Origin of the sequence: Xylophilus ampelinus (genome assembly GCF_003217575.1) — a bacterium.
In the GTDB taxonomy this organism is placed as follows: Bacteria; Pseudomonadota; Gammaproteobacteria; order Burkholderiales; family Burkholderiaceae_C; genus Xylophilus; species Xylophilus ampelinus.
In genome coordinates this window covers 40,388-63,125 of the sequence record NZ_QJTC01000015.1, presented here as the reverse complement: position 1 = coordinate 63,125, position 22,738 = coordinate 40,388, and the positions used below count along the sequence as shown (strand labels likewise).

Below are 22,738 nucleotides of genomic sequence, written 5' to 3'. Positions count from 1 at the left end.
CCGGGGACGACCATGGTCCAGCGCATCCACCCCGACCGGGCCCATCCGCTCCACGACACCGCGGCCACGCGGCGCATCGAGGCGGCGGCGCTGGCCGATGCGCCGCCGAACGTGCTGATGCAGCGCGCCGGTGCCGCGGTGGCGCGGCTGGCCCAGGCGCTGGCGCCGCACGCGCGCTGCATCTGGATCGCCTGCGGTCCGGGCAACAACGGCGGCGACGGGCTGGAGGCGGCGGTGCAGCTGCGCCGCGCCGGGCGGCCGGTGTGCGCGACGCACTGGGCCGATCCGGCACGGCTGCCGGCCGATGCCCGTGCGGCGCTGGAGCGTGCCCGGGCGGCAGGTGTCGACTTCGTTGCGCCTCCCGCGCCCGGCGCGCTGTCGCCGCAGGACCTCTGCATCGATGCGCTGCTGGGCATCGGCGGCGCGCCGCGGCCGGCCACGCAAGAAGCAGTCGGCACGACGGCCCGCTGCGGCGCCCTGCCCCCCGACTGGCTCGACGTGGCGCTGGACGCGCAGGTCCAGGCCGGCGCGCCGGTGCTGGCCATCGACCTGCCCTCGGGCCTGCAGGCCGATACCGGCGTCCATGCTATAAAAACTGTAGCGCCTGGTCGTGGCGTTACCCTGGCTACAGCCTCTTTTCATGCAGATTTCACCCTGAGCCTGCTGACCCTCAAGCCCGGCCTCTTCACCGCCGAGGGGCGCGACCGGGCCGGCAGCGTGTGGCTCGACACGCTGGGCGTGACCGACGATGCGGGCGCCTCGGCCGGTTCGGCGACCGCCCGGCTCTCCGGCCCGGCCGCCGCGCCGCGCCGCAGCCACGCGTCGCACAAGGGCAGCTTCGGCGACGTCGCGGTGCTGGGCGGAGAAGGCATCGGCCACCGCGGCCGGGGCATGGCGGGCGCGGCGGTGCTGGCCGCCACCGCCGCGCTGCATGCCGGCGCGGGCCGGGTGCTGCTGGCGCTGCTCGACGGCAACCCGGGCTTCGGCCTCGACGTGTCGCAGCCCGAGCTGATGCTGCGCACGCCCGAGGCGCTGGACCTGGGCGACGGCGCCCTCGTCTGCGGCTGCGGCGGAGGCGAGGCCCTGCGCGGCCACCTGCCCCGGATGCTGGACGGGGCCGCCCGGCTCTTGCTGGATGCCGACGCCCTGAACCTGATCGCCGCCGACGCCGGCCTGCAGCAGCGCCTGGCACGGCGCGCGGCGGTCGGCCGTGCGACGGTGCTGACGCCGCATCCGCTGGAGGCCGCGCGCCTGCTGGGCACCGACACCCGGGCCGTGCAGGCCGACCGGCTGACGGCAGCGCACCGGCTGGCGGAGCGCTTCGGATGCGCGGTGGTGCTCAAGGGCTCGGGCAGCATCGTCGCGGAGCCGGGCCGGCTTGCGCAGATCAACCCGACCGGCAACGGCCGCCTGGCCACCGCCGGCACCGGCGATGTGCTGGCCGGCATGGTCGGCGCCAAGCTGGCCGCCGGGCTGGAGGCGTTCGACGCGGCGGCCGACGCCGTCTATACCCACGGCGCGCTGGCCGACGGCTGGCCGGCGCACCTGCCGCTGACGGCCGGGGCGCTGGCACGGCGGCACGCCTGGAAAGACTAGCCGCGCCCTGCGAACGGCATCTTGGTCGCCATCACCGTGTGGAACATCACGTTCGCCTCCAGCGGCAGATTGGCCATGTAGCGCACCGATTCGCCGACGATGGCCACGTCGATCAGCGGCTCGGCGGCCGTGGTGCCGTTGGCCTGCAGCACGCCACGGGCCATGCGCTCGGCCAGGCCGGTGAGCGCGTTGCCGACGTCGATCTGGCCCACCGCGATGTCGTGCATCCGGCCGTCGAGCGCGGCCGTCTTGGTCAGGCCCGACACGCCGTGCTTGGTCGCCGTGTAGGCGATGGAATGCGGCCGCGGCGTGGTGGCCGAGATCGATCCGTTGTTGATGATGCGGCCGCCGCGCGGGCTCTGGTCCTTCATCGTGCGGAAGGCTTCGCGCAGGCACAGGAACATGCCGGTCAGGTTGACGTCGACCACGTCCCGCCAGCGCGCCAGGCTCAGGTCCTCGATCGGGCTGGTCGCGCCGATGCCGGCGTTGTTGAACAGCAGATCGACCCGGCCGAAGCGCTGCACCGCCGCCCGGAACAACGCGGCGACGGCCGCCTCGTCGCCCACGTCGGTCGGCACCGCCAGCACCCGGGCGGCGTCGGGCGCCAGCGCCGCCACCTCGGCCAGCGGCGCGGGCCGCCGGCCGGCCAGCACGACGCGCCAGCCGTCGTCCAGCAGGGCGAGCGCCGCGGCCCGGCCGATGCCGGTGCCCGCGCCGGTGACGATGGCGACGCCGCGTTCGGTGCGGTGGGTGGGGCAAGCCGTCATGGTGTCTCCTGATGGGTTTTGGAAATCGAATGGCAGGCCCTGCACCACGCCCCGCGTGCGGCGCCATATTTCTCGACCTGGAGGCGGCCGGTCGCACGCGGCCGGACGGGCGGAACCCGCAGCGGCGCGGCGAGGATGGGGCGGGGCCTGGACCGGCCCGCCTGCGCCCTGCCGCGACCCGCTCAACGGCGCGGCTTGCGCGCCTTGTTCTTGCCCAGCGCGCCCTTGACCGACGCCTTGAGCGCCTGGATCGGCGAGCGTGCGGCCTGCGGCGACGGCGTCGGCTCCTCGGCGCGGGCGCCACGGTTCTTGCGCGAACGGAAAGAGCCGCTGTCGGATGCGCCGCCGGCGGCGGCATCCGTGTCGCGACCGCTCTTGTCGCGCATCGCGCGGGACACCAGGTCTTCGCCTTCGCGCACCAGGCGGAAATCGATCTTGCGGCCGTCGAGGTCGACCCGGCTCACCTGCACCCGCAGGCGGGAGCCGACGGCGTAGCGGATGCCGGTGCGTTCGCCGCGCAGTTCCTGGCGCGCCTCGTCGAAGCGGAAGTATTCGCCGCCCAGCTCGGTGATGTGGACCAGGCCCTCGACGTACATCGCATCGAGCGTGACGAAGATGCCGAAGCTGGTGCAGGCGGTGACGACGCCGCCGTATTCCTCGCCGAGGTGCTCGCGCATGTACTTGCACTTGAGCCAGGCTTCGACGTCGCGGCTGGCCTCGTCGGCGCGGCGCTCGTTGGCGCTGCAGTGCAGGCCGGCGGCCTGCCAGGCCTGCATCGCCTCGGGGCTGGCGACAACCTTCATCGGCTTCTGCTCGGGCGCCTTCACCCGCTGCGCCAGGCGCTTGGCCAGCTTGGCATGCGCCTCGCCGGGCGTCGGCAGGCCGGGCAGCTGGTAGGTGGTCTTGCCGAGAATCGCCTTGATCACCCGGTGCACCAGCAGATCGGGGTAGCGGCGGATCGGGCTGGTGAAGTGGGTGTAGGCCTCGTAGGCCAGGCCGAAGTGGCCGCTGTTGAACGGGGTGTAGATCGCCTGCTGCATCGAGCGCAGCAGCATCGTGTGGATCTGCTGCGCGTCGGGCCGGTCCTTCGTGGCCTGGGCCACGGCCTGGAACTCGCCCGGCACCGGATCGTCGCCGATGGTGATGCCGACACCCATCGCCTTCAGGTAGTTGCGCAGGATCTCCTTCTTCTCGGGCGTCGGGCCTTCGTGCACCCGGTAGAGGCCGGGCTGGTTGCCCTGCAGGATGAAATCGGCGCTGCAGACGTTGGCGGCGAGCATCGCCTCCTCGATCAGGCGGTGGGCCTCGTTGCGGGTGCGCGGCACGATCTTCTCGATGCGGCCGTTCTCGTCGCAGACGATCTGCGTCTCGGTGGTCTCGAAATCGACCGCGCCGCGCACGCCGCGGGCGCCCAGCAAGGCCCGGTAGACGTCCGACAGGTTGAGCAGGTCGGTCACCCGGTCCTTGCGCTTGGCCGCCTCGGGGCCGCGGGTGTTCGACAGGATCGCCGCCACCTCGGTATAGGTGAAGCGCGCGTGGCTGAACATCACAGCCGGATAGAACTGGTAGGCGTGCACTTCGCCCTTGGCGGTCACCAGCATGTCGCAGACCATGCAGAGCCGCTCGACCTCGGGGTTGAGCGAACACAGGCCGTTCGACAGCTTCTCCGGCAGCATCGGGATCACCCGGCGAGGGAAGTAGACGCTGGTGGCGCGGTCGTAGGCGTCGATGTCGATCGCGTTGCCGGTGTGCACGTAGTGGCTCACGTCGGCGATCGCGACCAGCAGGCGCCAGCCGTTGGCACGGCCGATCTTGGCCGGCTCGCAGTACACCGCGTCGTCGAAGTCGCGCGCGTCCTCGCCGTCGATGGTGACCAGCGGCACGTCGCGCAGGTCGACCCGGTGGCGGTGGTCCTGGGGACGCACCTTGTCGGGCAGGGCCTTGGCCGCCGCCAGGCATTCGTCCGAGAACGCGTGCGGCACGCCGTACTTGCGCACCGCGATCTCGATCTCCATGCCCGGATCGTCCACCTCGCCCAGCACCTCGACCACGCGGCCGACGGGCTGGCCGTACAGCGCCGGCAGCTCGGTCAGCTCGACCACCACCACCTGGCCCGGCTTGGCGACGCCGGTCGCGCCCTTGGGGATCAGGATGTCCTGGCCGTAGCGCTTGTCCTCGGGCGCCACCAGCCAGACGCCGCTCTCCTGCAGCAAGCGGCCGATCAGCGGCTGCGGCGGACGCTCGACGATCTCCAGCACCCGGCCCTCGGGCCGGCCCTTGCGGTCGTGCCGCACGATGCGGGCCTTGACCCGGTCCTTGTGCAGCACCGCGCGCATCTCGTTCGAAGGCAGGAACACGTCCGACTGGCCGTCGTCCCGCAGCAAGAAACCGTGGCCGTCACGGTGTCCCTGGACGGTCGCGATGAATTCTTCCAACAAGTTTTTTTGTTCGCTCATTTTTTCTGTCTATAATCGTGTTTTTCCTGAAATGCCCAGGTGGCGGAATTGGTAGACGCACTAGTTTCAGGTACTAGCGAGTAACATCGTGGAGGTTCGAGTCCTCTCCTGGGCACCAAGTTTGATAGTAGCCAAACGGTTGCAGTTTTCGATAAGCCGCTGAAGTTTCTTCAGCGGCTTTTTTCTTGCCCGGAAAGCTCCGTGGCAGCCAGCATGCCGCCGCAGGCACCGGCGCATGGCACGCCGCAGTGTGCGGAATCGCCGTGCGCCGGGCGGGTCCCGTCATAGAGGCTGGGCCACAAGGTCGTGTCCGTCGGTGCCGACGATGCGGGCCCGGGTGAACTCGCCCACCTTCAGGGTCTTGCTGATCTTCTCCGGCGGCAGGAGCCGCACGGTGCCGTCGATCTCGGGCGCATCCGCATAGCTGCGGCCCACGCCGCCCTTGCGGCCCAGCGCCGGTGCCGAATCGACCAGCACCTGCATCGTGGCGCCGACCCGCTTCTGCAGCTTGGCGGCCGATACTTCCTCGGCCACCGCCATGAAGCGGGCGCGGCGCTCTTCGCGCTCTTCGATCGGCAGCATGCCGGGGATGTCGTTGGCCGTGGCACCGGTCACCGCGCTGTAGGCGAAGCAGCCGGCACGGTCGATCTGCGCCTCGCGCACGAAATCGAGCAGGTGCCGGAACTCGGCCTCGGTCTCGCCGGGGAAGCCGGCGATGAAGGTGCTGCGCACCACGATCTCGGGGCAGGCGGCGCGCCAGCGCTCGATCCGCTCCAGGTTGCGCTCGCCGCTGGCGGGCCGCTTCATGCGGCGCAGCACGTCGGGGTGGCTGTGCTGGAACGGCACGTCGAGGTAGGGCAAGGCCAGGCCCTGGGCCATCAGCGGCACCACCTCGTCGACGCTCGGGTACGGGTACACGTAGTGCAGGCGGACCCAGGCGCCGTAGGGCTCGGCCATCTCGCCCAGGGCCTGCACCAGTTCCAGCATCCGGGTCTTGACCGGGCGGCCGTCGAAGAAGCCGGTGCGGTACTTCACGTCGACGCCGTAGGCCGAGGTGTCCTGGCTGATCACCAGCAGTTCCTTCACCCCGCCCTCGAACAGCGCGCGGGCCTCCTTCAGCACGTCGCCGATCGGCCGCGACACCAGGTCGCCCCGCATCGACGGGATGATGCAGAAGGTGCAGCGGTGGTTGCAGCCCTCGCTGATCTTCAGGTAGGCGTAGTGCTTCGGGGTGAGCTTGATGCCCGCCGCGCCGAAGCTGTCGGGCACCAGGTCGATGAACGGGTCGTGCGGCTTCGGCAGGTTCAGGTGCACCGCGTCCATCACCTCCTGCGTGGCATGCGGGCCGGTGACGGCCAGCACGCTCGGGTGCATCTCCCGCACCATGTTGCCGCCGCCGTCTCCGGCGCGGGCGCCCAGGCAGCCGGTGACGATCACCTTGCCGTTGGCCGCCAATGCCTCGCCGATGGTGTCGAGGCTTTCGCGCACCGCATCGTCGATGAAGCCGCAGGTGTTGACGATCACCAGGTCGGCGCCCTCGAAGGTCTTGGAGGTCTGGTAACCCTCGACACTCAATTGGGTGAGGATCAGCTCGGAATCGGTCAATGCCTTGGGGCAGCCCAGGCTGACGAAGCCGACGCGGGGCGCGCCGACAGGAATCGTGGGGGATGGGGAGGTAACTTCGCTCATCCCCGTATTGTCGGCGTTCCGGGCCGGCGGCCCCTGCGGCGGGGCGAATTCAACGCTTCAGGCCCAGCGCGTCGAACATCTGTTCGGTCTGCTTCTGCATCTGTTCCTGCATCTGCAGGAAGGTGTTCTTCGACTGCTCGGCGTAGTTGCTCATCATGCCCTGGGTCAGCGGCGACTGGGTGTTGAGGAACTGGGTCCACATCGCGGGCGTCAGGCCCTTCGACTGCTCGGCCAGCTTGGCCTGGATGTCGGTGAACGCCTGCACGTTCTTCTCGAGGTAGACGCCCATGAAGCCCTGCATCGCGTGGCCGTAGAAGCGGATCATGTTGGCGAGCACCGCCTCGCTGAACATCGGCGCGCCGCCGGCCTCTTCTTCCAGGATGATCTGCAGCAGGATGCTGCGGGTCAGGTCCTCGCCGGTCTTGGCGTCGCGCACCGAGAACGCCGCGCTCTCCAGCACCAGGCGCCGCACCTCGGTCAGCGTGATGTAGCTGGAGGTCTCGGTGTCGTACAGCCGCCGGTTGGGGTATTTCTTGATGACCCGCGCCGCACCGCCCTCGGGCTTCGGTCCTGCGATTTTCTTGCTCTGCACTGCGTGACTCCTAATGGACGGGGTTCCACGCACGGTCCTCCCTTGCGTGCAGTCCATTCTAGAGACGCCCGTTGCCGGCCCTTCCCTAGATTAACCCTGATGCACGGGGCGCCGGACCGGCCCGCCCGACGGCTCCTCCGGCTCCGCCCTCCACAATACCGGTCCGCGCCGCGCTTCCCAGGTACCGCCTTCTTCCATGCTCGCCCTTCTCACCAGCTTTTCGTGGCAGGAACTGCGCCACCAGCCGCTGCGCCACCTGGCGGCGCTGGCCGCGGTGATGCTGGGCGTGGCGCTCGCTTTCGCGGTGCACCTGATCAACGCCTCGGCGCTCGACGAGTTCTCGCAGGCGGTGCGCGCGGTCGACGGCCGGCCCGACCTGGAACTGCGCGCGGCGCAGGAGACCTTCGACGACCGCGTCTTCGGCACCGTGGCGCGCCGACCGGAAGTGACGGTCGCCAACCCGGTGCTGGAGACGGGCAGCTTCGGCCAGCACGGCGCGTCGCCCCGGGTCGCGATCCGGGTGCTGGGGGTGGATGCGCTGGCCGCGCTGTGGACGGCGCCGGCGCTGGCCCCGTCGCCGATGGCCGGGGCCGACCGGCTGGCGCTCTTCCTGCCCGACACGGTGTTTCTCAACCCCGCCGCACTGCAGGCGCTGGGGCTCGCCGCCGCACCGGCCGGCACCGTGGTGATGCTGCAGAGCGGCCTGCAGATGCGGCCGGTGCGCCTGGCCGGCACGGTGGCGGCACAGGGCGGCCCGGTGGCGGTGATGGACATCGCCGCGGCGCAGGCGCTGTTCGCGCAGCCCGGGCGGATCTCGCGGATCGAGCTTCGGCTGGCGCCCGGCACCCCGCGCGACGCCCTCGCCGCCGCGCTGGCGGCGACACCCGGCTGGCCCGCCGGCCTGCAGGCCGAAGCACCCGGCGACGCCGAGGCGCGCATCGGCAACCTGTCGCGCGCCTACCGGGTCAACCTGACGGTGCTGGCGCTGATCGCCTTGTTCACCGGCGCGTTCCTGGTCTTCTCGGTGCTGGCGCTGGGCGTGGCCAAGCGGGCGCCGCAGTTCGCGCTGCTGGGCGTGCTGGGCATGACGCCGCGCGGCCGGCGCGGGCTGGTGCTGGCCGAATCGCTGGCGCTGGGCCTGGCCGGCAGCGTGGCGGGCCTGGCGCTGGGCACCGGCCTGGCGACGGCGGCCCTGCGGCTGCTGGGCGGCGACCTGGGCGGCGGCTACTTCGCGGGCGTGGCGCCGCAGCTGCATTTCAGCGGATGGGCCGCCGCGGCCTACGGCGGCTTGGGCGTGGCGGCGGCGCTGGCCGGCGGCTGGTGGCCGGCGCGGGCGGCCGAGCGGCTGCCGCCGGCGCAGACGCTCAAGGGCCTGGGCCTGCAGGCCTCCGGCGGCCCGCCCGCCGCGGTGCCGCTGGCGCTGGCGGGCCTGGGCGTGGCGCTGGCCTTCGCGCCGCCGATCGCGGGGATTCCGCTGGCCGCGTACGTCTCGGTCGGCCTGCTGCTGGTGGGGGGCATCACCGCCCTGCCCTGGCTGATCGGGCTGCTGCTCGACCGGCTGCAGCCGCTGGCCGCGCGCCGCTTGCTGCCGCTGCTGGCGCTGGAGCGCGCCCGGCGGATGCGCGGCGGCGCGGCGGTGGCCGTCAGCGGCGTGGTCGCCTCGCTGGCGCTGGCGGTGGCGCTCACGGTGATGGTCGCCAGCTTCCGCGGATCGGTCACCCAGTGGCTCGACGCGGTGCTGCCGGCCGACCTGTACCTGCGCAGCCCCGGCAACGGCGGCTCGGCCGACGCCGCCACCCTGCCGCCGGAGTTCGTGCAGGCGGTGGCCGCATTGCCCGGCGTGGCCCGGCTGGAGCCGCAGCGCATCCGCCGGCTGCTGCTGGAGCCGGCCCGGCCGCCGGTCGCGCTGATCGCCCGGCCGCTGCGCACGGCCGATGGCGGGGTCACCGGCTCCCTGCCGCTGCGCGACGCGCCGCTGCCGGTGCCGGCCGGCCGCATCGGCATCTATGTGAGCGAGGCGATGGTCGACCTGTACGGCGCGCGGCCCGGCGGCGGCTTCGCGCCGCTGGAAAAGGCGTTTTCACAACCAAACGATGCTGCAGCCGGCGCGGAAAGCCGGCCTCCAGCTATGTTTTTCATAGCAGGCGTCTGGCGCGACTATGTGCGGCAGTTCGGCGCGGTTGCGATCGACACCGCCGACTACGAGCGCCTGACCGGCGACCGTCGGGCCAACGACCTGGCGCTGTGGCTGGCGCCCGGTGCCGACGAGGCGGCGCTGCAGGCGCGCATCCGCGCCCTGGCCGGCGAGGCGGGGCCGCAGGCACCCGCGGGCGGTGGCGGCGAGGGCACGGCGCTGGAGTTCAACGCGGCCGGCACGATCCGGGCCGCCTCGCTGCGCATCTTCGACCGCAGTTTCGCGGTCACCTACTGGCTGCAGGCGGTGGCGATCGGCATCGGCCTGTTCGGCGTGGCGGCCAGCTTCGGCGCCCAGGTGTTCGCCCGGCGCAAGGAGTTCGGGCTGCTCGCCCACCTGGGCCTGACCCGGCGGCAGGTGCTGGCGGTGGTGGCCGGCGAGGGTGCGGCCTGGACGGCGGTGGGCGCGGTGGCCGGCACCGCGCTGGGGCTGGCGGTGTCGGTGGTGCTGGTGCACGTGGTCAACCCGCAGAGCTTCCACTGGACGATGGACCTGCAGGTGCCCTGGCTGCGCCTGCTGGCGCTGGCCGGCGCGGTGCTGGCGGCGGGCACCGTCACCGCGCGGCTGGCGGGCGCGGCCGCGGCGGGCCGGGACGCGGTGATGGCGGTGAAGGAGGACTGGTGATGGACGATGCATTCGACCGCTGGAGCGGCGCGGGCCTGTCGCGCCGCGCCTGGCTGGCGCTGGCAGGCGCGGCCACCCTGCCCGGACCGGCGCGGGCCCAGGCGCCCGACGGCCTGGCCCTGCCGCGCGACCTGGGCAGCCACGACGACTTCCAGACCGAGTGGTGGTATGTCACCGGCCATGCCCGCAGCGCGGGCCGCGATTTCGGCTTCCAGGTGACTTTTTTCCGGCGCCGGGTGGCCGAGACCGCGGGCCTGTCTTCGCGCTTCGCCGCGCGGCAGCTGCTCTTCGCCCACGGCGCGCTGAGCGACCTGCGGGGCCGCCGGCTCTGGCACGACCAGCGCATCGCCCGCTGGTCGGGCCGGCCGATGGACGCGCCCGGCAGCGCCGACACCGCCGACGCGAGCGCCGCCGACACCGCGGTGCGGATCGGCGACTGGTCCCTGGTGCGGGAGCCCGGCGCCGCCGGCGGGGCCCGCTACCGGGCCCGGGTCCGCAACGCCGATTTCGCGCTGGACCTGGACCTGCGCGAGACGCAGCCGCTGCTGCTGCAGGGCGATTCCGTCCTGCAGGGCGATTCGGCCGTCTCGCGCAAGGGACCCGAGGCGGCGCAGGTGAGCTACTACTACACCGTGCCGCAGCTGGCCGTCACCGGCAGCGTGCAGCTGGGGCGGGAGCGGTTCGCGCTGGAAACGCCCACCGCCCGCAGCGGTGCGGCCTGGCTCGACCACGAGTGGAGCGAGTCGCCGATGCACCCCGACGTGGTCGGCTGGGACTGGCTGGGCATCAACCTCATCGACGGCAGCGCCCTGACCGCGTTCCGGTTGCGCCGCGCCGACGGCAGCGCGCTCTGGGCGGGCGGATCGTTCCGGGTGGCGGGCGGCACGGTGCAGCGCTTCGCGAACGACGCGGTGCGCTTCGCCGCCGGCCGCACCTGGCGCAGCCCGCAGACCGGCGCGCGCTACCCGATGGTCTGGGACATCGCGACGCCGGCCGGCGCCTTCACCCTGCACACGCTGATGGACGAGCAGGAACTCGACAGCCGCGGATCGACCGGCGCGGTGTACTGGGAAGGGCTGTCGGAACTGCGCGATGCCGCCGGCACCCCGCGCGGCCGCGGCTACCTGGAGATGACCGGATACGTGGCGCCGCTGCGGCTCTAGCCGATGGCGCGCGGCGGCCGCGCGGGCCGCCCGCCGACGCTACGCCGCAGGCCGTGGCCGCTTGCGCCGGCCCAGCAGCGCGACGGTCTCGCCCATCACCCCGCGCCGGAAGGCCAGCACGCAGACCACGAAGATCAGGCCGGTCACCATCGTCACCGACTCGCCCAGCGTGTCGAACCATTCGATCGAAGTGAGCTGCGCCAGCGCATGGCCCAGTTCGCCGATCTTGTTCTCCAGCAGCACCACGATCGAGGCGCCCACCATCGGGCCCGACAGCGTGCCGAGGCCGCCCACCAGCGTCATCAGGATCACCTGGCCCGAGGCCGTCCAGTGCACGTCCGACAGCGTGGCGAAGCCCAGCACCAGCGTCTTCAGCGAGCCGGCCAGGCCGGTCAGCGCGGCCGACAGCACGAAGGCCAGCAGCTTGAAGCGGTGGGTGTCGTAGCCGAGCGAGGTGGCGCGCGGCTCGTTCTCCTTGATGCCCTTCAGGACCTGGCCGAAGGGCGAATGGATGGTGCGGACGATGAGGGCGAAGGCGCCCACCACCACCACCAGGGTCACGTAGTACATCACCCGGTCGTCGGAGAGGTCGAGCAGGCCGAAGAGCTTGCCGCGCGGCACGCCCTGCAGCCCGTCCTCGCCGCCGGTGAACCTGGCCTGCAGCGCGACGAAGTACAGCATCTGCGCCAGCGCCAGGGTGATCATCGCGAAGTAGATGCCCTGCCGGCGGATCGCCAGCACGCCGACGATCCAGCCCAGCGCCGCGCCGGTCAGGGTACCGAGCAGCAGGCCCACCTCGGGCGTGAAGCCCCGGGCCTTCATGGTGTAGCCGGCCACGTAGGCCGAGCCGCCGAGGAAGGCGGCATGGCCGAAGGACAGCAGGCCGGTGAAGCCCAGCAGCAGGTTGAACGCGGAGGCGAACAGCGCGAAGCACATCAGCTTCATCACGAACACCGGATAGGCCCCCACGAACGGCGCCACGATCAGGGCGACCAGCAGCAGCGCGTAGACGACGACAGTCAGTTTTTTCATGGGTGCCACGGGCGAGGAAAAGGATCAGCCATCCGGCCGGCGGCGATGCAGAAAGACATGCGCAGGGGCGTCATCGTCAAGTCTCCTTGCCGAACAGCCCGGCCGGCCGGACCAGCAGCACCACCACCATGACGAGGAACACCACGGTGGACGAGGCCTCGGGGTAGAACACCTTGGTCAGCCCCTCGACGATGCCCAGGCCCAGGCCGGTGAGGATCGAGCCCATGATCGAGCCCATGCCGCCGATCACCACCACCGCGAACACCACGATGATCAGGTTCTGCCCCATCAGCGGCGTGACCTGGATCACCGGAGCGGCCAGCACGCCGGCGAAGGCCGCCAGCGCCACGCCGAAGCCGTAGGTGAGCGTCACCATCAGCGGCACGTTGATGCCGAAGGCCTCGACCAGCCGCGGGTTCTCGGTGCCGGCCCGCAGGTAGGCGCCGAGGCGCGTCTTCTCGATCAGGTACCAGGTGGCGAAGCACACCACCAGCGACGCCACCACCACCCAGGCACGGTAGTTGGGCAGCATCATGAAGCCGACGTCGGTCGCGCCTTCCAGCAGCTCGGGCGTGTCGTAGCCCAGGCCCGAGACGCCGTAGACCGAGCGGAAAGCGCCTTCGATCAGCAGCGTGAGGCCCAGCGTCAGCAGCAGGCCGTAGAGATGGTCGAGCTTGTAGATCCAGCGCAGCAGCAGCCGCTCGATCAGCACGCCGAAGACGCCGACGATGAGCGGCGCCGCCACCAGCATCGCCCAGTAGCCGATGCCGAAGTAGTTCATCGCCATCCACGACAGGATCGCGCCCATCATGAAGAGCGCGCCGTGCGCGAAGTTGATCACGTTGAGCAGGCCGAAGATCACCGCCAGGCCCAGGCTCAGGATCGCGTAGAACGATCCGTTGACCAGGCCGAGCAGCAGCTGGCTCATCAGCGCGGGAAGCGATATCGGCATGGAGCGGCGGTCGGCGGGTCGTCAGGCGGCGCGGCCGCGGACAGCGTCGCGGCGCGGCCGCATTACTTCCACAGGGCGCACCTGGACTCTTCCTGGGTGGTGAAGACGTCCTCGCCCTTCAGCGTGTCCACCACCTTCAGGTAGTCCCACGGCTTCTTGGATTCGGCCGGTGCCTTGGCCTCGACCAGGTACATGTCGTGAATGAAGCTGCCGTCGGCGCGGATCCGGCCCCTGCCGTAGAAGTCGTCGATCTTCATGCTCTTCAGCTGCGCCATGACCTTGTCGGAATCGGTGGTCTTGGCCGCCGCGACCGCCTTCAGGTAGTTCATCGTGGCCGAGTAGTCGGCGGCCTGCACGTCGGTCGGCATGCGCTTGGTCTTCTCGAAGAAGCGGTTGGCGAACTTGCGGGTGTCGTCGTTCAGGTCCCAGTACCAGCTGGTGGTGTGCAGAAGGCCCTCGGTGTTCTTCAGGCCCAGGCTGTGGATGTCCGACAGGAACACCAGCAGGCCGGCGGTCTTCATCGTCTTGTTGATGCCGAACTCGCGCGCCGCCTTGATCGCGTTGATCGTGTCGCCGCCGGCGTTGGCCAGGCCCAGGATCTGGGCCTTGGAGTTCTGCGCCTGCAGCAGGAAGGACGAAAAATCCGACGCGTTGAGCGGATGCCGCACCGCGCCCACCACCGATCCGTCCTTCTCCTTCACGACCTTGGTCGTGTCGGTCTCCAGCGCCTGGCCGAAGGCGTAGTCGGCCGTCAGGAAGAACCAGCTCTTGCCGCCCTTGGCCACCACCGCGGCGCCGGTGCCCTTGGCCAGCGCCACCGTGTCGTAGGCGTAGTGGACGGTGTAGGGGCTGCACTGCTCGTTGGTGAGTGCCGAGGTGCCGGCGCCGTTGTTGAAATAGACCCGCTTCTTCTCCGACGCGACCTTGGCCGTGGCCAGCGCGGTGCCCGAGTTGGTGCCGCCGAAGATCATCGTGGCGCCCGCGGTGTCGATCCATTCGCGCGCCTTGGAGGCGGCGATGTCGGCCTTGTTCTGGTGGTCGGCGCTCATCAGCTCGATCGGCTGGCCGAGGGCCTTGCCGCCGAAGTCGTCGATCGCCATCTGGATGGCGACCGCGCCGTTCTTGCCCTCGACGTCGGCGTAGAGGCTCGACATGTCGGTGATGAAGCCGATCTTCACTTTTTCCTGCGCATGCGCGGCCTGCGATGCGAGGCCCGCGGCGGCCAGGGTGAGGGTGAGTGCGGTCAGACGCAATCGCATGGTGTGTCTCCTGTGGGTAGGGGTCGGTCGTCGTCGGGGGACGCGGAAGCAGCGAATGGGAAAGGTGGCACCGGCCGCCGGCGCGGGCTAGACGTTCAGCAGCTCGTGCAGCGCGAGCATCCGCTCCTCCAGCTGGTCGGCCACGAACTGCAGCGCGATGCGGCCGTGCTCCATCACGTAGAAGCGGTCGGCCAGCGGCGCGGCGAAGCGGAAATTCTGCTCCACCATCACGATGGTGTAGCCCTTGCCGCGCAGCGTGACGATCATCCGGGCCAGGGCCTGCACGATCACCGGCGCCAGGCCTTCGGAGATCTCGTCGAGCAGCAGCAGCCGTGCGCCGGTGCGCAGGATGCGGGCGACGGCCAGCATCTGCTGCTCGCCGCCCGAGAGCCGGGTGCCGGGGCTGTGGCGCCGCTCGGCCAGGTTGGGGAACATCGCGTAGATCTCTTCGACCGACATGCCCGCGCCCGCACCCTTCAGCACCGGCGGCAACAACAGGTTCTCCTCGCAGGTCAGGCTCGCGAAGATGCCGCGCTCCTCGGGGCAGTAGCCGATGCCGCAGTGGGCGATGCGGTGGGTCGGCATCTCCAGCGTCTCGACGCCGCTCACCTTGACCGATCCGGTGCGCCGGCCGGTCAGGCCCAGGATGGCGCGCAGCGTGGTGGTGCGGCCCGCGCCGTTGCGGCCGAGCAGCGTCACCACCTCGCCCGGGCGCACCAGCATGTCGACGCCGTGCAGCACATGCGATTCGCCGTACCAGGCCTCGAGGTTGTGGATCTCCAGCGCCGGCACCGGGCCGTGCGGATCGTGCGACGCGACCATCATGCGTGCGCCCCCTGCAGAGGGCCGTCGGTGGTGCCCATGTAGGCCTCCATCACTTGGCGGTTGCGCGACACCTCGGCGTACGGCCCTTCGGCCAGCACCGCGCCGCGCTGCAGCACGGTGATCGTGTCGGCGATGGTCGAGACGACCTTCATGTTGTGCTCCACCATCAGCACGGTGCGGCCCACCGCCACCTGCTCGATCAGCCGGGTGACGCGGTCGACGTCCTCGTGGCCCATGCCCTGCGTGGGTTCGTCGAGCAGCATCAGCTCGGGCTCCATCGCGAGGGTGGTGGCGATCTCCAGCGCGCGCTTGCGGCCGTAGGCCAAGTTGACCGTCTCCTCTTACGCCATGTCGCGCAGGCCCACCTCGTCGAGCAGTTCCAGCGCGCGGGTATCGAGCTGCCGCAGGGATTTCTCGCTGCGCCAGAAATCGAACGAGGTGCCCAGCCGCCGCTGCAGGCCGAGCCGCACGTTCTCCAGCAGGGTCAGGTGCGGAAACACCGCCGAGATCTGGAACGAGCGGATGATGCCGCGCCGCGCGATCTGCGCCGGCCGCTCGCGGGTGATGTCGACGCCGTTGTAGACGATGGTGCCGGAGGTCGGCTCCAGAAATTTGGTGAGCAGGTTGAAGCAGGTGGTCTTGCCCGCGCCGTTGGGGCCGATCAGCGCATGGATCGTGCCGCGCCGCACCGACAGATCCACATCGTTCACCGCGGTGAAGCCGCGGAATTGCTTGTTGAGCCGCCGCGTCCGAAGGATCAAGTCGTCGTTCATGCGCCCGGTGTCTCCCTGTTGTATGCGCCGCGGCGGTGCGCTGCAATGCAGCAGAACCGGTGCGGCGATTCTTGTCGCCATCGTACGAAGCGCGCGGATGTCACGGTATCGGGACAATTGCCTATGCATGCACCGCATGCATGACTTCGCCGTCGCGAAAACCGTGCATACTGAATGTCCTGCCTACCCACACGGGAGGTAGGCCGACGCCTACGATTTCCGAAGCGCGGCTCCTATGCGATTTCCAAATATCGATATTACATTTCACCCACGGCTCGACGAGGACCCTTCACCGGATCGCAAGAAACGGTGCTCAAGCCAAAGGGGTCGGGCCCAACATCCAAAGGAGGTTCGCATGAACAACGACCGTATCGAAGGCAACTGGAAACAGTTCAAGGGCAAGGTCAAGGAGCAGTGGGGCAAGCTGACCGACGACGACCTCGACGTCATCGAAGGCAAGCGCGACCAACTGCTCGGCCGACTCCAAGAGCGCCACGGGTTGAACAAGGACGAAGCAGAACGCCAGGTCACCGCATGGCACGGCAAGAATCCAGACTTCTTTTTCGAGAAGTCCGTCTGAGCCTTCCGAGATTTTCTTCACAGCCAGCGATCGAATTAACTTCCGAGGGTAGAACCATGAAAAAAGCACTTATCGCCATCGCCGCCGCATCCCTGTGCGCCTTCAGCTTCAGCGCCAGCGCCATGACCAAGGAAGAGCACAGCACTGCCAAGTCGCAGATCGATGCCACCTACAAGTCGGACAAAGCCGCTTGCGACGCGATGCAGAAGAACGCCAAGGACATCTGTATGGCAGAAGCCAAGGGCAAGGACAAGGTCGCCAAGGCCGAACTCGAAGCCCAGTACAAGCCGAGCGCCGGCCACGACAAGAAAATCCGTGATGCCAAGGCAGAGGCCGCCTACGACGTCGCCAAGGAAAAGTGCGACGACCAGACCGGCAACGCCAAGGACGTCTGCGTGAAGGATGCCAAGGCGGCCCGTACCGCCGCCAAGGCCGACGCCAAGGTCAGCAAGGCCGCCAGCGAAGCCCGCACCGGCGACGCATCGCCAGCCAAGGTCGCCGAAGTCCGCAAGGATGCCGCCGAGGACAAGCGCGATGCCAACTACGCCGCCGCCAAGGAGCGTTGCGATGCGATGTCGGGCAATGCCAAGGACGCATGCCAGGCCGACGTCAAGACCAAGTTCGGCAAGTAAGCACACTGGATAACCGTCGCACGGCCTGACCAGGTCCGACGACAACCTCCCCCAGCTCGGGCGATCGGGAATCACCTTCCCCTTCGCCCGTTTTTTCGTCCGCCGTCGGCAGGAAATTGCACCGTGTCGCGACCGAGGAGTCCGTTTGTGAGCAGTGAACATCACCTGTCCAGCCCGCCGAGGGCCGATGTAACTTCTTCGGCCGAGGCACGGGCCTGGTGGCAACGAAGGTTCGCCGATGTGCGTGCCCATACCGGGGACCTGGCGAGCAGTCTTTCGCCCGAAGACCAGTGCGTGCAGTCGATGCCCGACGCGAGCCCGGTGAAATGGCACCTGGCCCACACCACCTGGTTCTTCGAGACGGTGGTGCTGAGCGCAGCGGTGCCCGACCATGCACCGTTCGACCGGGCCTTCTCCTATCTTTTCAATTCCTACTATGAAGCGCTCGGCCCGCGGCATCCGCGGCCGCAGCGCGGACTGATCACCCGGCCCGCCGTCGAAGAGGTGCTGGCCTATCGCGCCCATGTCGATACCGCCGTCCACCGGATGCTGCAGGACTGCGACGATGCCGCCTGGGCCCGCATGCTGCCCGCGCTGGAACTGGGCCTGCACCACGAGCAGCAGCATCAGGAACTGATCCTGACCGACGTGCTGCATCTGCTGTCGTGCAACCCCCTGCTGCCGGCCTACGAACGTGCGGCGGTACCGGCGCTGCGCCTGGCGACTCCGCCCGCGCCGGTCCGGTGGATCGAGCGGGCGGCGGGCCTGGTCGAGATCGGCCATGCCGCTGCCGGCGACCACGGCGACGACGCACTCTTCGCGTTCGACAACGAGAGTCCGCGCCACCAGGTGCTGCTGCATCCGCACGCGCTAGCCCACCGGCTGGTGAGCTGCGGCGACTACGCCCGCTTCATCGAGGACGGCGGCTACCGCCGGCCCGAACTGTGGCTGTCCGACGGCTGGGCCCGTGTCCGCGCGCAGGCCTGGCAGGCACCGACCTATTGGCTGGCGGCGGACGATCCGCGGCTGGCGCTTTCGGGCCAGTCTTCGCAGCAGACCGGAGCCTCGGCCTGGCATGTGTTCGGCCTGAACGGCGTGCGGCCGATGGACGATGACGCGCCCGTCGCACACCTGAGCTTCTACGAGGCCGCCGCCTATGCCGAATGGGCAGGCGCACGGCTGCCGACCGAGATGGAGTGGGAGGCCGCCTTCGCCGACACGCGCCTGCAGCAGATGACAGGCCAGGTGTGGCAGTGGACGCGCTCTTCCTACGACCCGTACCCGGGCTTCCGGCCCGCACCCGGCATCGCGGCGGAATACAACGGCAAGTTCATGGTCGGCCAGGTGGTGCTGCGCGGCAGCAGCATGGCCACGCCGCCGGGCCACACCCGGCCGACCTACCGCAACTTCTTTCCGCCGGCCGCACGCTGGCAGTTCTCCGGTCTTCGACTGGCCAAGGACCTCGCATGACGCCGCATCACCCCGCTTCCCAGCCGTCCGCCGACCATCGGCATCGGCACTCGGAAGCTGCCGCCGTGGCGTCGCTGCCGCCGGCCGCGGCCGAGTTCGCGCGCGACCTGCAGGCCGGCCTGCTGCGCCGCCCGCGCGGCATCTCGCCCAAGTATTTCTACGATGCGGTCGGCTCCGCGCTGTTCGATCGGATCTGCGAATTGCCCGAGTATTACCCGACCCGCACCGAATGCGCGGTGCTGCGACAGAACGCCGCCGAGATCGCCCGCCTGGCCGGCCCGCATGCGGAGATCGTCGAGTTCGGTGCCGGCTCCTTGCGCAAGGTGCGCATTCTGCTCGACGCGATGGAGGCACCCGCCGGCTACCTGCCTATCGACATTTCGGGCGACCACCTGACCGCCGCAGCCGCCGTGCTGCGCCGCGACTACCCCGCGCTCGAAGTGCGGCCGGTGGTGGCCGATTACACCCAGCGGCTGCTGTTGCCCGCCCCGGCCCAGGGCGCCGGCCAGCGCGTCGGTTTTTTCCCCGGCTCCACCATAGGCAACTTCGCGCCGGAAGAGGCCGCGCGCTTCCTGCAGCTGGCGGCGCAGGTGCTGCAAGGCGGTGCGCTGCTGCTGGGCGCCGACTTGGTGAAGGACCCTGCCCTGCTGCATGCGGCCTACAACGACGCGCAGGGCGTGACGGCGGCGTTCAACCTCAACATCCTGGAGCGCGCCAACCGCGAACTGGGCGCCGACTTCGACACCGACGCCTTCGGCCACGCGGCCTTCTACAACGCGCCGCTGCAGCGCATCGAGATGCATCTGCTGAGCCGTTGCCGCCAGGAGGTGCGCTTACGCGGCGGCAGCTTCACCATCGAGGAAGGCGAGACGGTTCACACCGAGAACTCGCACAAGTTCACCATCGACGGCCTGCGGGCGATGGCGGTGCGGGCGGGCTTCGAGCCCGGCCCGGTATGGACCGATCCGGCGCGTCTCTTCAGCGTGCATTGGCTGGCGGCACCGGCTCTTTGAGGTATGCACCCGATCTGGCAATGCAAGCTCCACCCGCAACAGCCCACAAAGGCTTGCGGGTGCACTGGCTCTGCACCAGCCGGTTCATATCGCCCGCCAGGCTCGCTCTATCCTGCTCGGCCGGGAGTGCCGACGTGCGCGATTGCTTTGTTTTTTCTGGCAGAGGGCCGTGCGGGAGGCCCCGATGGCCTGAATCTCACCCCGCCTCGGCGCCTCCTACGATCCCCAAAATTTTGAGAAAACCGATCCTCTGGCCGCGCGAGCGGCTCGTTTATTTTCATTATCCATGGCGGTGACCGTACTGATCACGGAGGCATAATCTTCACTTGGTATCCTGTATGTTTGTCTAGCCACTGCTGGCACTTCTCCTCTTTGCATCATCGCCGACATTGAACTTCTCATATTCGCGTCGCTGTTCATATATTCGAGCGTCATCTTTGCCGCCTTGTTGATCCTTTGCTGCCTTCCGAGGTCACTGTAACTAGGGGCTACTCCTGATCCCGAAGAGAGTTCGCGGATGGACGAAGGCTCGTAGACGGTAGGAGCATCTTCGAATCTCAATCGACGCGAGCCTAAATCCGCCATCGTTGAAAAACGGGAGTCGGAACGGGTGAACGAGCCGCCGCTGAGCGTGCTCAATTCTCCGAGCCTCTGTGTCGTGTCTTCCACATCTGACTCCGAATCTGATTGTGCAGATGAAGTTCTCGCAGTTTCCCTCGACCAATTATCGGCGGCCGTCGGTGCGCGAAAGGAGTTACTTCTCAACCACTCCGACACATTGCTCTCCGGGTATTGCCTGCTCGATGAAGAAGATGCCCTTCCCGTGGAAGATTGTTCGTTTTGTGTCGTGCTAGGGTCGTAATAATACGAGCTGTATCCGCTGAGTTCGCTGTTCTTCATTTTCAACACTCCTATTTATGTAGAGGGGAAATGCTTCTATCTGGAAAAAATGCGGTCTAGAAATTCACCGCATGCACCCAAAATACTGGCACCATCGTCAGAATTTTGAATTTCAGGGTATCGAGGGAATCAGCTTTCTACATACTTCACCTCCTTCGAATGGCGCACGATAATCTATCGAAATGCGAATTGGCCGTGTTATAAAGAACAGTCCGCCGACCGCGAAAGCTCGCATCATTCGCCTCGACCCAGAAACGATTTGAACTTACCGAGCAGTCCCTGGTTCTCCGGCATGGGGGGTCTTTGGCTCCATGGCGGGAGATCCGTCCACTGCGGTACGGCAGGGTTTGGATCGAAGTTCGCCCCCATGGAAGAGCTTGCTCCGTTATGGTCGAAACCGGCCGCAGCGTGGGGGAGAACCGGAGGAACGGGCTGCAGCGGTACGCCGCCTGGCGGTGCGAAGAATGAGGCTTGACCGAAAATGGCGGGCATGTTCTGGTTTTGTATCTGTAATAGTTCCGTCACCAGTTGTTCGGGTGTCAGGCTTGACATGTAAGCGTGAATGGGCCCCTGCAGGGAGGGAGGCAACTGCTGTAATTGGGCGAAAAATAATTCGAGAAACGGTTGCTGCAACGCCGCTTGCGGAGCGACGCTCGCGGCTTGCGGTGCCATCGCGGCGGGCGCTGTGCGAAAGGCGCTGGGGAGCGCGGCATCCCACTGCGGTAGCGAATCCATGGGGCGAGGCGCCGGCGCCGCTGGGCGATTGCGAAACGCATAAGCCGCGGCCTCTTCTCCGGCCCAGGCCTGAACCCTTTGCTCGGCCCAGTCGGCAGGGACTCTTTCGATGGCCATCGGGAGCCCCGCCTGCTTGCCGACCATGGCGATATTCTCGATACCCCCTTCCTCGCGATGGTCCTCGATGTAATCTTCAACCGAATATAGGGAATCTGCGTCGTAAGCCTGAATCATCGGTTTGGGTGGGCGTCGCTCTTGCGCAGGCACGAAGGGGCCGAGGGCGTAGATGCCTCGGCCGGCCGCCAGTCGGCCCTCCTCCACCAACCCCTGGCGCACTTTCGTATCTTTGACGAATACCTTGACGGTTCCATTGTGATTCGTGAGCGTTTGATCCGGCTCGTCATTGAAAGGCTTTTGCGCGTAGGTGAAGCCCCCGTAGTTGATCGGCAAGATTTCCAGAGGATTGTTGGCGACGAACAAGGTAAGTCTTTTTTGCGGAATTTGAAAAGACTGCGGCAATTGTTGTATTTGGTTATCGGAGATGTTGAGTTCTCGCAGCGTTCCGGACAATGAAATGGGTTGACCGGGAACCCGGCCCCATGCGTCTGGCAAACTCCACAATTGGTTATTCGAGAGATTCAAGCTGCGCAATTGCGACATCACGCCCATCGCGCCAGGCACCTGCGAAAGCAGGTTGCGACATGCAGAAAATCGTTCAAGTTGGCCCAGATTGGCAATCTCGGCCGGCAGATGTTCGAGTTTATTGTCACTGACGTTGAATTCCCTCAATTTGGAGAGATTTCCTATGCTGGGTGGCAAAACACTGAGCTCGTTCCCTTTGAGATTCAGTTTTTCCAAACTAGAGAGGCGGCCGATTTCTTTCGGCAAACCACCTGTTTTGGAACCGAATCCGAGCTTGTTGTTGGCGGCCTCCAGCACTCGGAGGTTCACGAGATTTCCAATCTCCGGCGGCAATCTGTGAAGCTCGTTATCCGAAACGCAGAGCATTCTTGTTTCGGTGAGCTTACCGATGTCCGGAGGCAGGCTGTACAGGCCAAGGCCGCTAAGATCCACCAGTGGCGAGCGTTGCATCAACGCCTGTTTGATGCGATCGAGCGCTTCCTGGCGCATTTCGGTAGCTATTCCGCCCTCCACCCACTGCTGGAGTCGGCGCGCCGGGTCTTCATGGCTTCTCGAAGGTTTGCGGCCGCGCACGAATCCCACCATATGAAGGCTGTCCGGTTCGGCGCGGGCTCTTGGCGAAGCCTTCGGCATGTCGGGGGCGGGTCGTTCGCGCGGCCGTAGTCCGTCGGGGCTTGCAGCACGCCTGGGTCGGTTGGCGTTCGCGATATGCTCGATCATTTGAGCATCGGGTTGATACATATGCGGCGTTTCGAGTATCTCGCGCAGTGCTGAAATATTTTGGCCCATTCGATACTCCTGTCGATACGAGGTTCTGGCTTGCTGTCGGCAAGGTTTTAATGGA

At 68.1% G+C, this 22,738-nt stretch carries 17 protein-coding genes, 1 tRNA gene and 1 pseudogene; 8 read left to right on the top strand and 11 right to left on the bottom strand.

The genetic code is table 11. The features are described 5' to 3' along the window. Nucleotides 1-12 precede the first annotated feature (12 nt). Nucleotides 13-1,596, top strand: a complete 1,584-nt coding sequence (locus DFQ15_RS10975; RefSeq protein ID WP_110466014.1) for an NAD(P)H-hydrate dehydratase — start codon at nt 13-15, stop codon at nt 1,594-1,596. Here the strand turns inward: DFQ15_RS10975 and DFQ15_RS10970 are convergent. Continuing rightward, complete coding sequence (locus DFQ15_RS10970) at nt 1,593-2,363, bottom strand: SDR family oxidoreductase (protein ID WP_110466013.1); 771 nt, start codon at nt 2,361-2,363, stop codon at nt 1,593-1,595. The two genes, DFQ15_RS10975 and DFQ15_RS10970, sit on opposite strands and share 4 nt — an antisense overlap. A gap of 182 nt (nt 2,364-2,545) precedes the next feature. Continuing rightward, the gene (gene rnr, locus DFQ15_RS10965) at nt 2,546-4,819 is read right to left on the bottom strand and encodes a ribonuclease R (protein WP_110466012.1); all 2,274 of its coding nucleotides are present in this window, start codon (nt 4,817-4,819) and stop codon (nt 2,546-2,548) included. A 33-nt stretch (nt 4,820-4,852) separates the two neighbouring features. On the opposite strand from rnr, the gene DFQ15_RS10960 reads away from it, so the two are divergent. After that, nucleotides 4,853-4,937 (top strand) — tRNA-Leu (locus tag DFQ15_RS10960). 164 nt (nt 4,938-5,101) lie between these two features. Here the strand turns inward: DFQ15_RS10960 and rimO are convergent. Next, entirely contained in the window at nt 5,102-6,508 is a 1,407-nt protein-coding gene (rimO, locus tag DFQ15_RS10955) for a 30S ribosomal protein S12 methylthiotransferase RimO (RefSeq protein WP_110466011.1), read from the bottom strand. 49 nt (nt 6,509-6,557) lie between these two features. Then, nucleotides 6,558-7,157 (bottom strand): polyhydroxyalkanoate synthesis repressor PhaR, encoded by a 600-nt coding sequence (gene phaR / locus DFQ15_RS10950; RefSeq protein WP_110466010.1) that lies wholly within the window; start codon nt 7,155-7,157, stop codon nt 6,558-6,560. Between the two features lie 139 nt (nt 7,158-7,296). Between phaR and DFQ15_RS10945 the strand changes: the two genes are divergently transcribed. After that, nucleotides 7,297-9,918, top strand: coding sequence for an ABC transporter permease (locus tag DFQ15_RS10945; protein WP_110466009.1), 2,622 nt, complete (start codon nt 7,297-7,299; stop codon nt 9,916-9,918). After that, nucleotides 9,918-11,081 carry a lipocalin-like domain-containing protein gene (locus DFQ15_RS10940; RefSeq protein WP_110466008.1) on the top strand — a complete coding sequence of 388 codons (1,164 nt, stop codon included), beginning with the start codon at nt 9,918-9,920 and terminating at the stop codon, nt 11,079-11,081. Before DFQ15_RS10945 ends, DFQ15_RS10940 begins: the two co-directional genes overlap by 1 nt. A gap of 39 nt (nt 11,082-11,120) precedes the next feature. Here the strand turns inward: DFQ15_RS10940 and DFQ15_RS10935 are convergent, their stop codons facing one another. The 5 genes and pseudogenes from DFQ15_RS10935 to DFQ15_RS10915 all read right to left on the bottom strand — a co-directional run bounded on the left by DFQ15_RS10935 (nt 11,121) and on the right by DFQ15_RS10915 (nt 15,922). Beyond that, the gene (locus DFQ15_RS10935; protein WP_110466007.1) at nt 11,121-12,113 is read right to left on the bottom strand and encodes a branched-chain amino acid ABC transporter permease; all 993 of its coding nucleotides are present in this window, start codon (nt 12,111-12,113) and stop codon (nt 11,121-11,123) included. Nucleotides 12,114-12,189: 76 nt separating this feature from the next. Continuing rightward, nucleotides 12,190-13,065: a branched-chain amino acid ABC transporter permease gene (locus DFQ15_RS10930; RefSeq protein ID WP_110466006.1), complete on the bottom strand. Its 876-nt coding sequence runs from the start codon at nt 13,063-13,065 to the stop codon at nt 12,190-12,192. 62 nt (nt 13,066-13,127) lie between these two features. Then, a complete protein-coding gene (locus DFQ15_RS10925) occupies nt 13,128-14,324 on the bottom strand; it encodes an ABC transporter substrate-binding protein (RefSeq protein WP_110466005.1) in 1,197 nt (398 codons plus the stop codon). A gap of 87 nt (nt 14,325-14,411) precedes the next feature. Then, entirely contained in the window at nt 14,412-15,146 is a 735-nt protein-coding gene (locus tag DFQ15_RS10920; protein ID WP_110466044.1) for an ABC transporter ATP-binding protein, read from the bottom strand. Beyond that, nucleotides 15,146-15,922, bottom strand: a pseudogene (locus DFQ15_RS10915) (ABC transporter ATP-binding protein). The gene DFQ15_RS10920 and the pseudogene DFQ15_RS10915 overlap by 1 nt, the downstream one beginning before the upstream one ends. A 355-nt stretch (nt 15,923-16,277) precedes the next feature. Between DFQ15_RS10915 and DFQ15_RS10910 the strand changes: the two are divergent. From DFQ15_RS10910 to egtD, 4 genes are all read left to right on the top strand, one after another. Next, nucleotides 16,278-16,502 (top strand): CsbD family protein, encoded by a 225-nt coding sequence (locus DFQ15_RS10910; protein WP_110466004.1) that lies wholly within the window; start codon nt 16,278-16,280, stop codon nt 16,500-16,502. Between the two features lie 56 nt (nt 16,503-16,558). After that, nucleotides 16,559-17,134, top strand: a complete 576-nt coding sequence (locus tag DFQ15_RS10905) for a hypothetical protein (RefSeq protein ID WP_110466003.1) — start codon at nt 16,559-16,561, stop codon at nt 17,132-17,134. A 165-nt stretch (nt 17,135-17,299) separates the two neighbouring features. After that, the gene (egtB, locus tag DFQ15_RS10900; protein ID WP_110466043.1) at nt 17,300-18,604 is read left to right on the top strand and encodes an ergothioneine biosynthesis protein EgtB; all 1,305 of its coding nucleotides are present in this window, start codon (nt 17,300-17,302) and stop codon (nt 18,602-18,604) included. Then, nucleotides 18,601-19,617 (top strand): L-histidine N(alpha)-methyltransferase, encoded by a 1,017-nt coding sequence (gene egtD, locus DFQ15_RS10895; RefSeq protein ID WP_110466002.1) that lies wholly within the window; start codon nt 18,601-18,603, stop codon nt 19,615-19,617. Before egtB ends, egtD begins: the two co-directional genes overlap by 4 nt. Before the next feature lie 216 nt (nt 19,618-19,833). Here egtD and DFQ15_RS17125 read toward each other — a convergent pair whose 3' ends face one another. Next, nucleotides 19,834-20,517: a hypothetical protein gene (locus tag DFQ15_RS17125; protein WP_146228721.1), complete on the bottom strand. Its 684-nt coding sequence runs from the start codon at nt 20,515-20,517 to the stop codon at nt 19,834-19,836. A gap of 234 nt (nt 20,518-20,751) precedes the next feature. Further along, the gene (locus DFQ15_RS10890) at nt 20,752-22,683 is read right to left on the bottom strand and encodes a leucine-rich repeat domain-containing protein (RefSeq protein ID WP_110466001.1); all 1,932 of its coding nucleotides are present in this window, start codon (nt 22,681-22,683) and stop codon (nt 20,752-20,754) included. Nucleotides 22,684-22,738 lie beyond the last annotated feature (55 nt).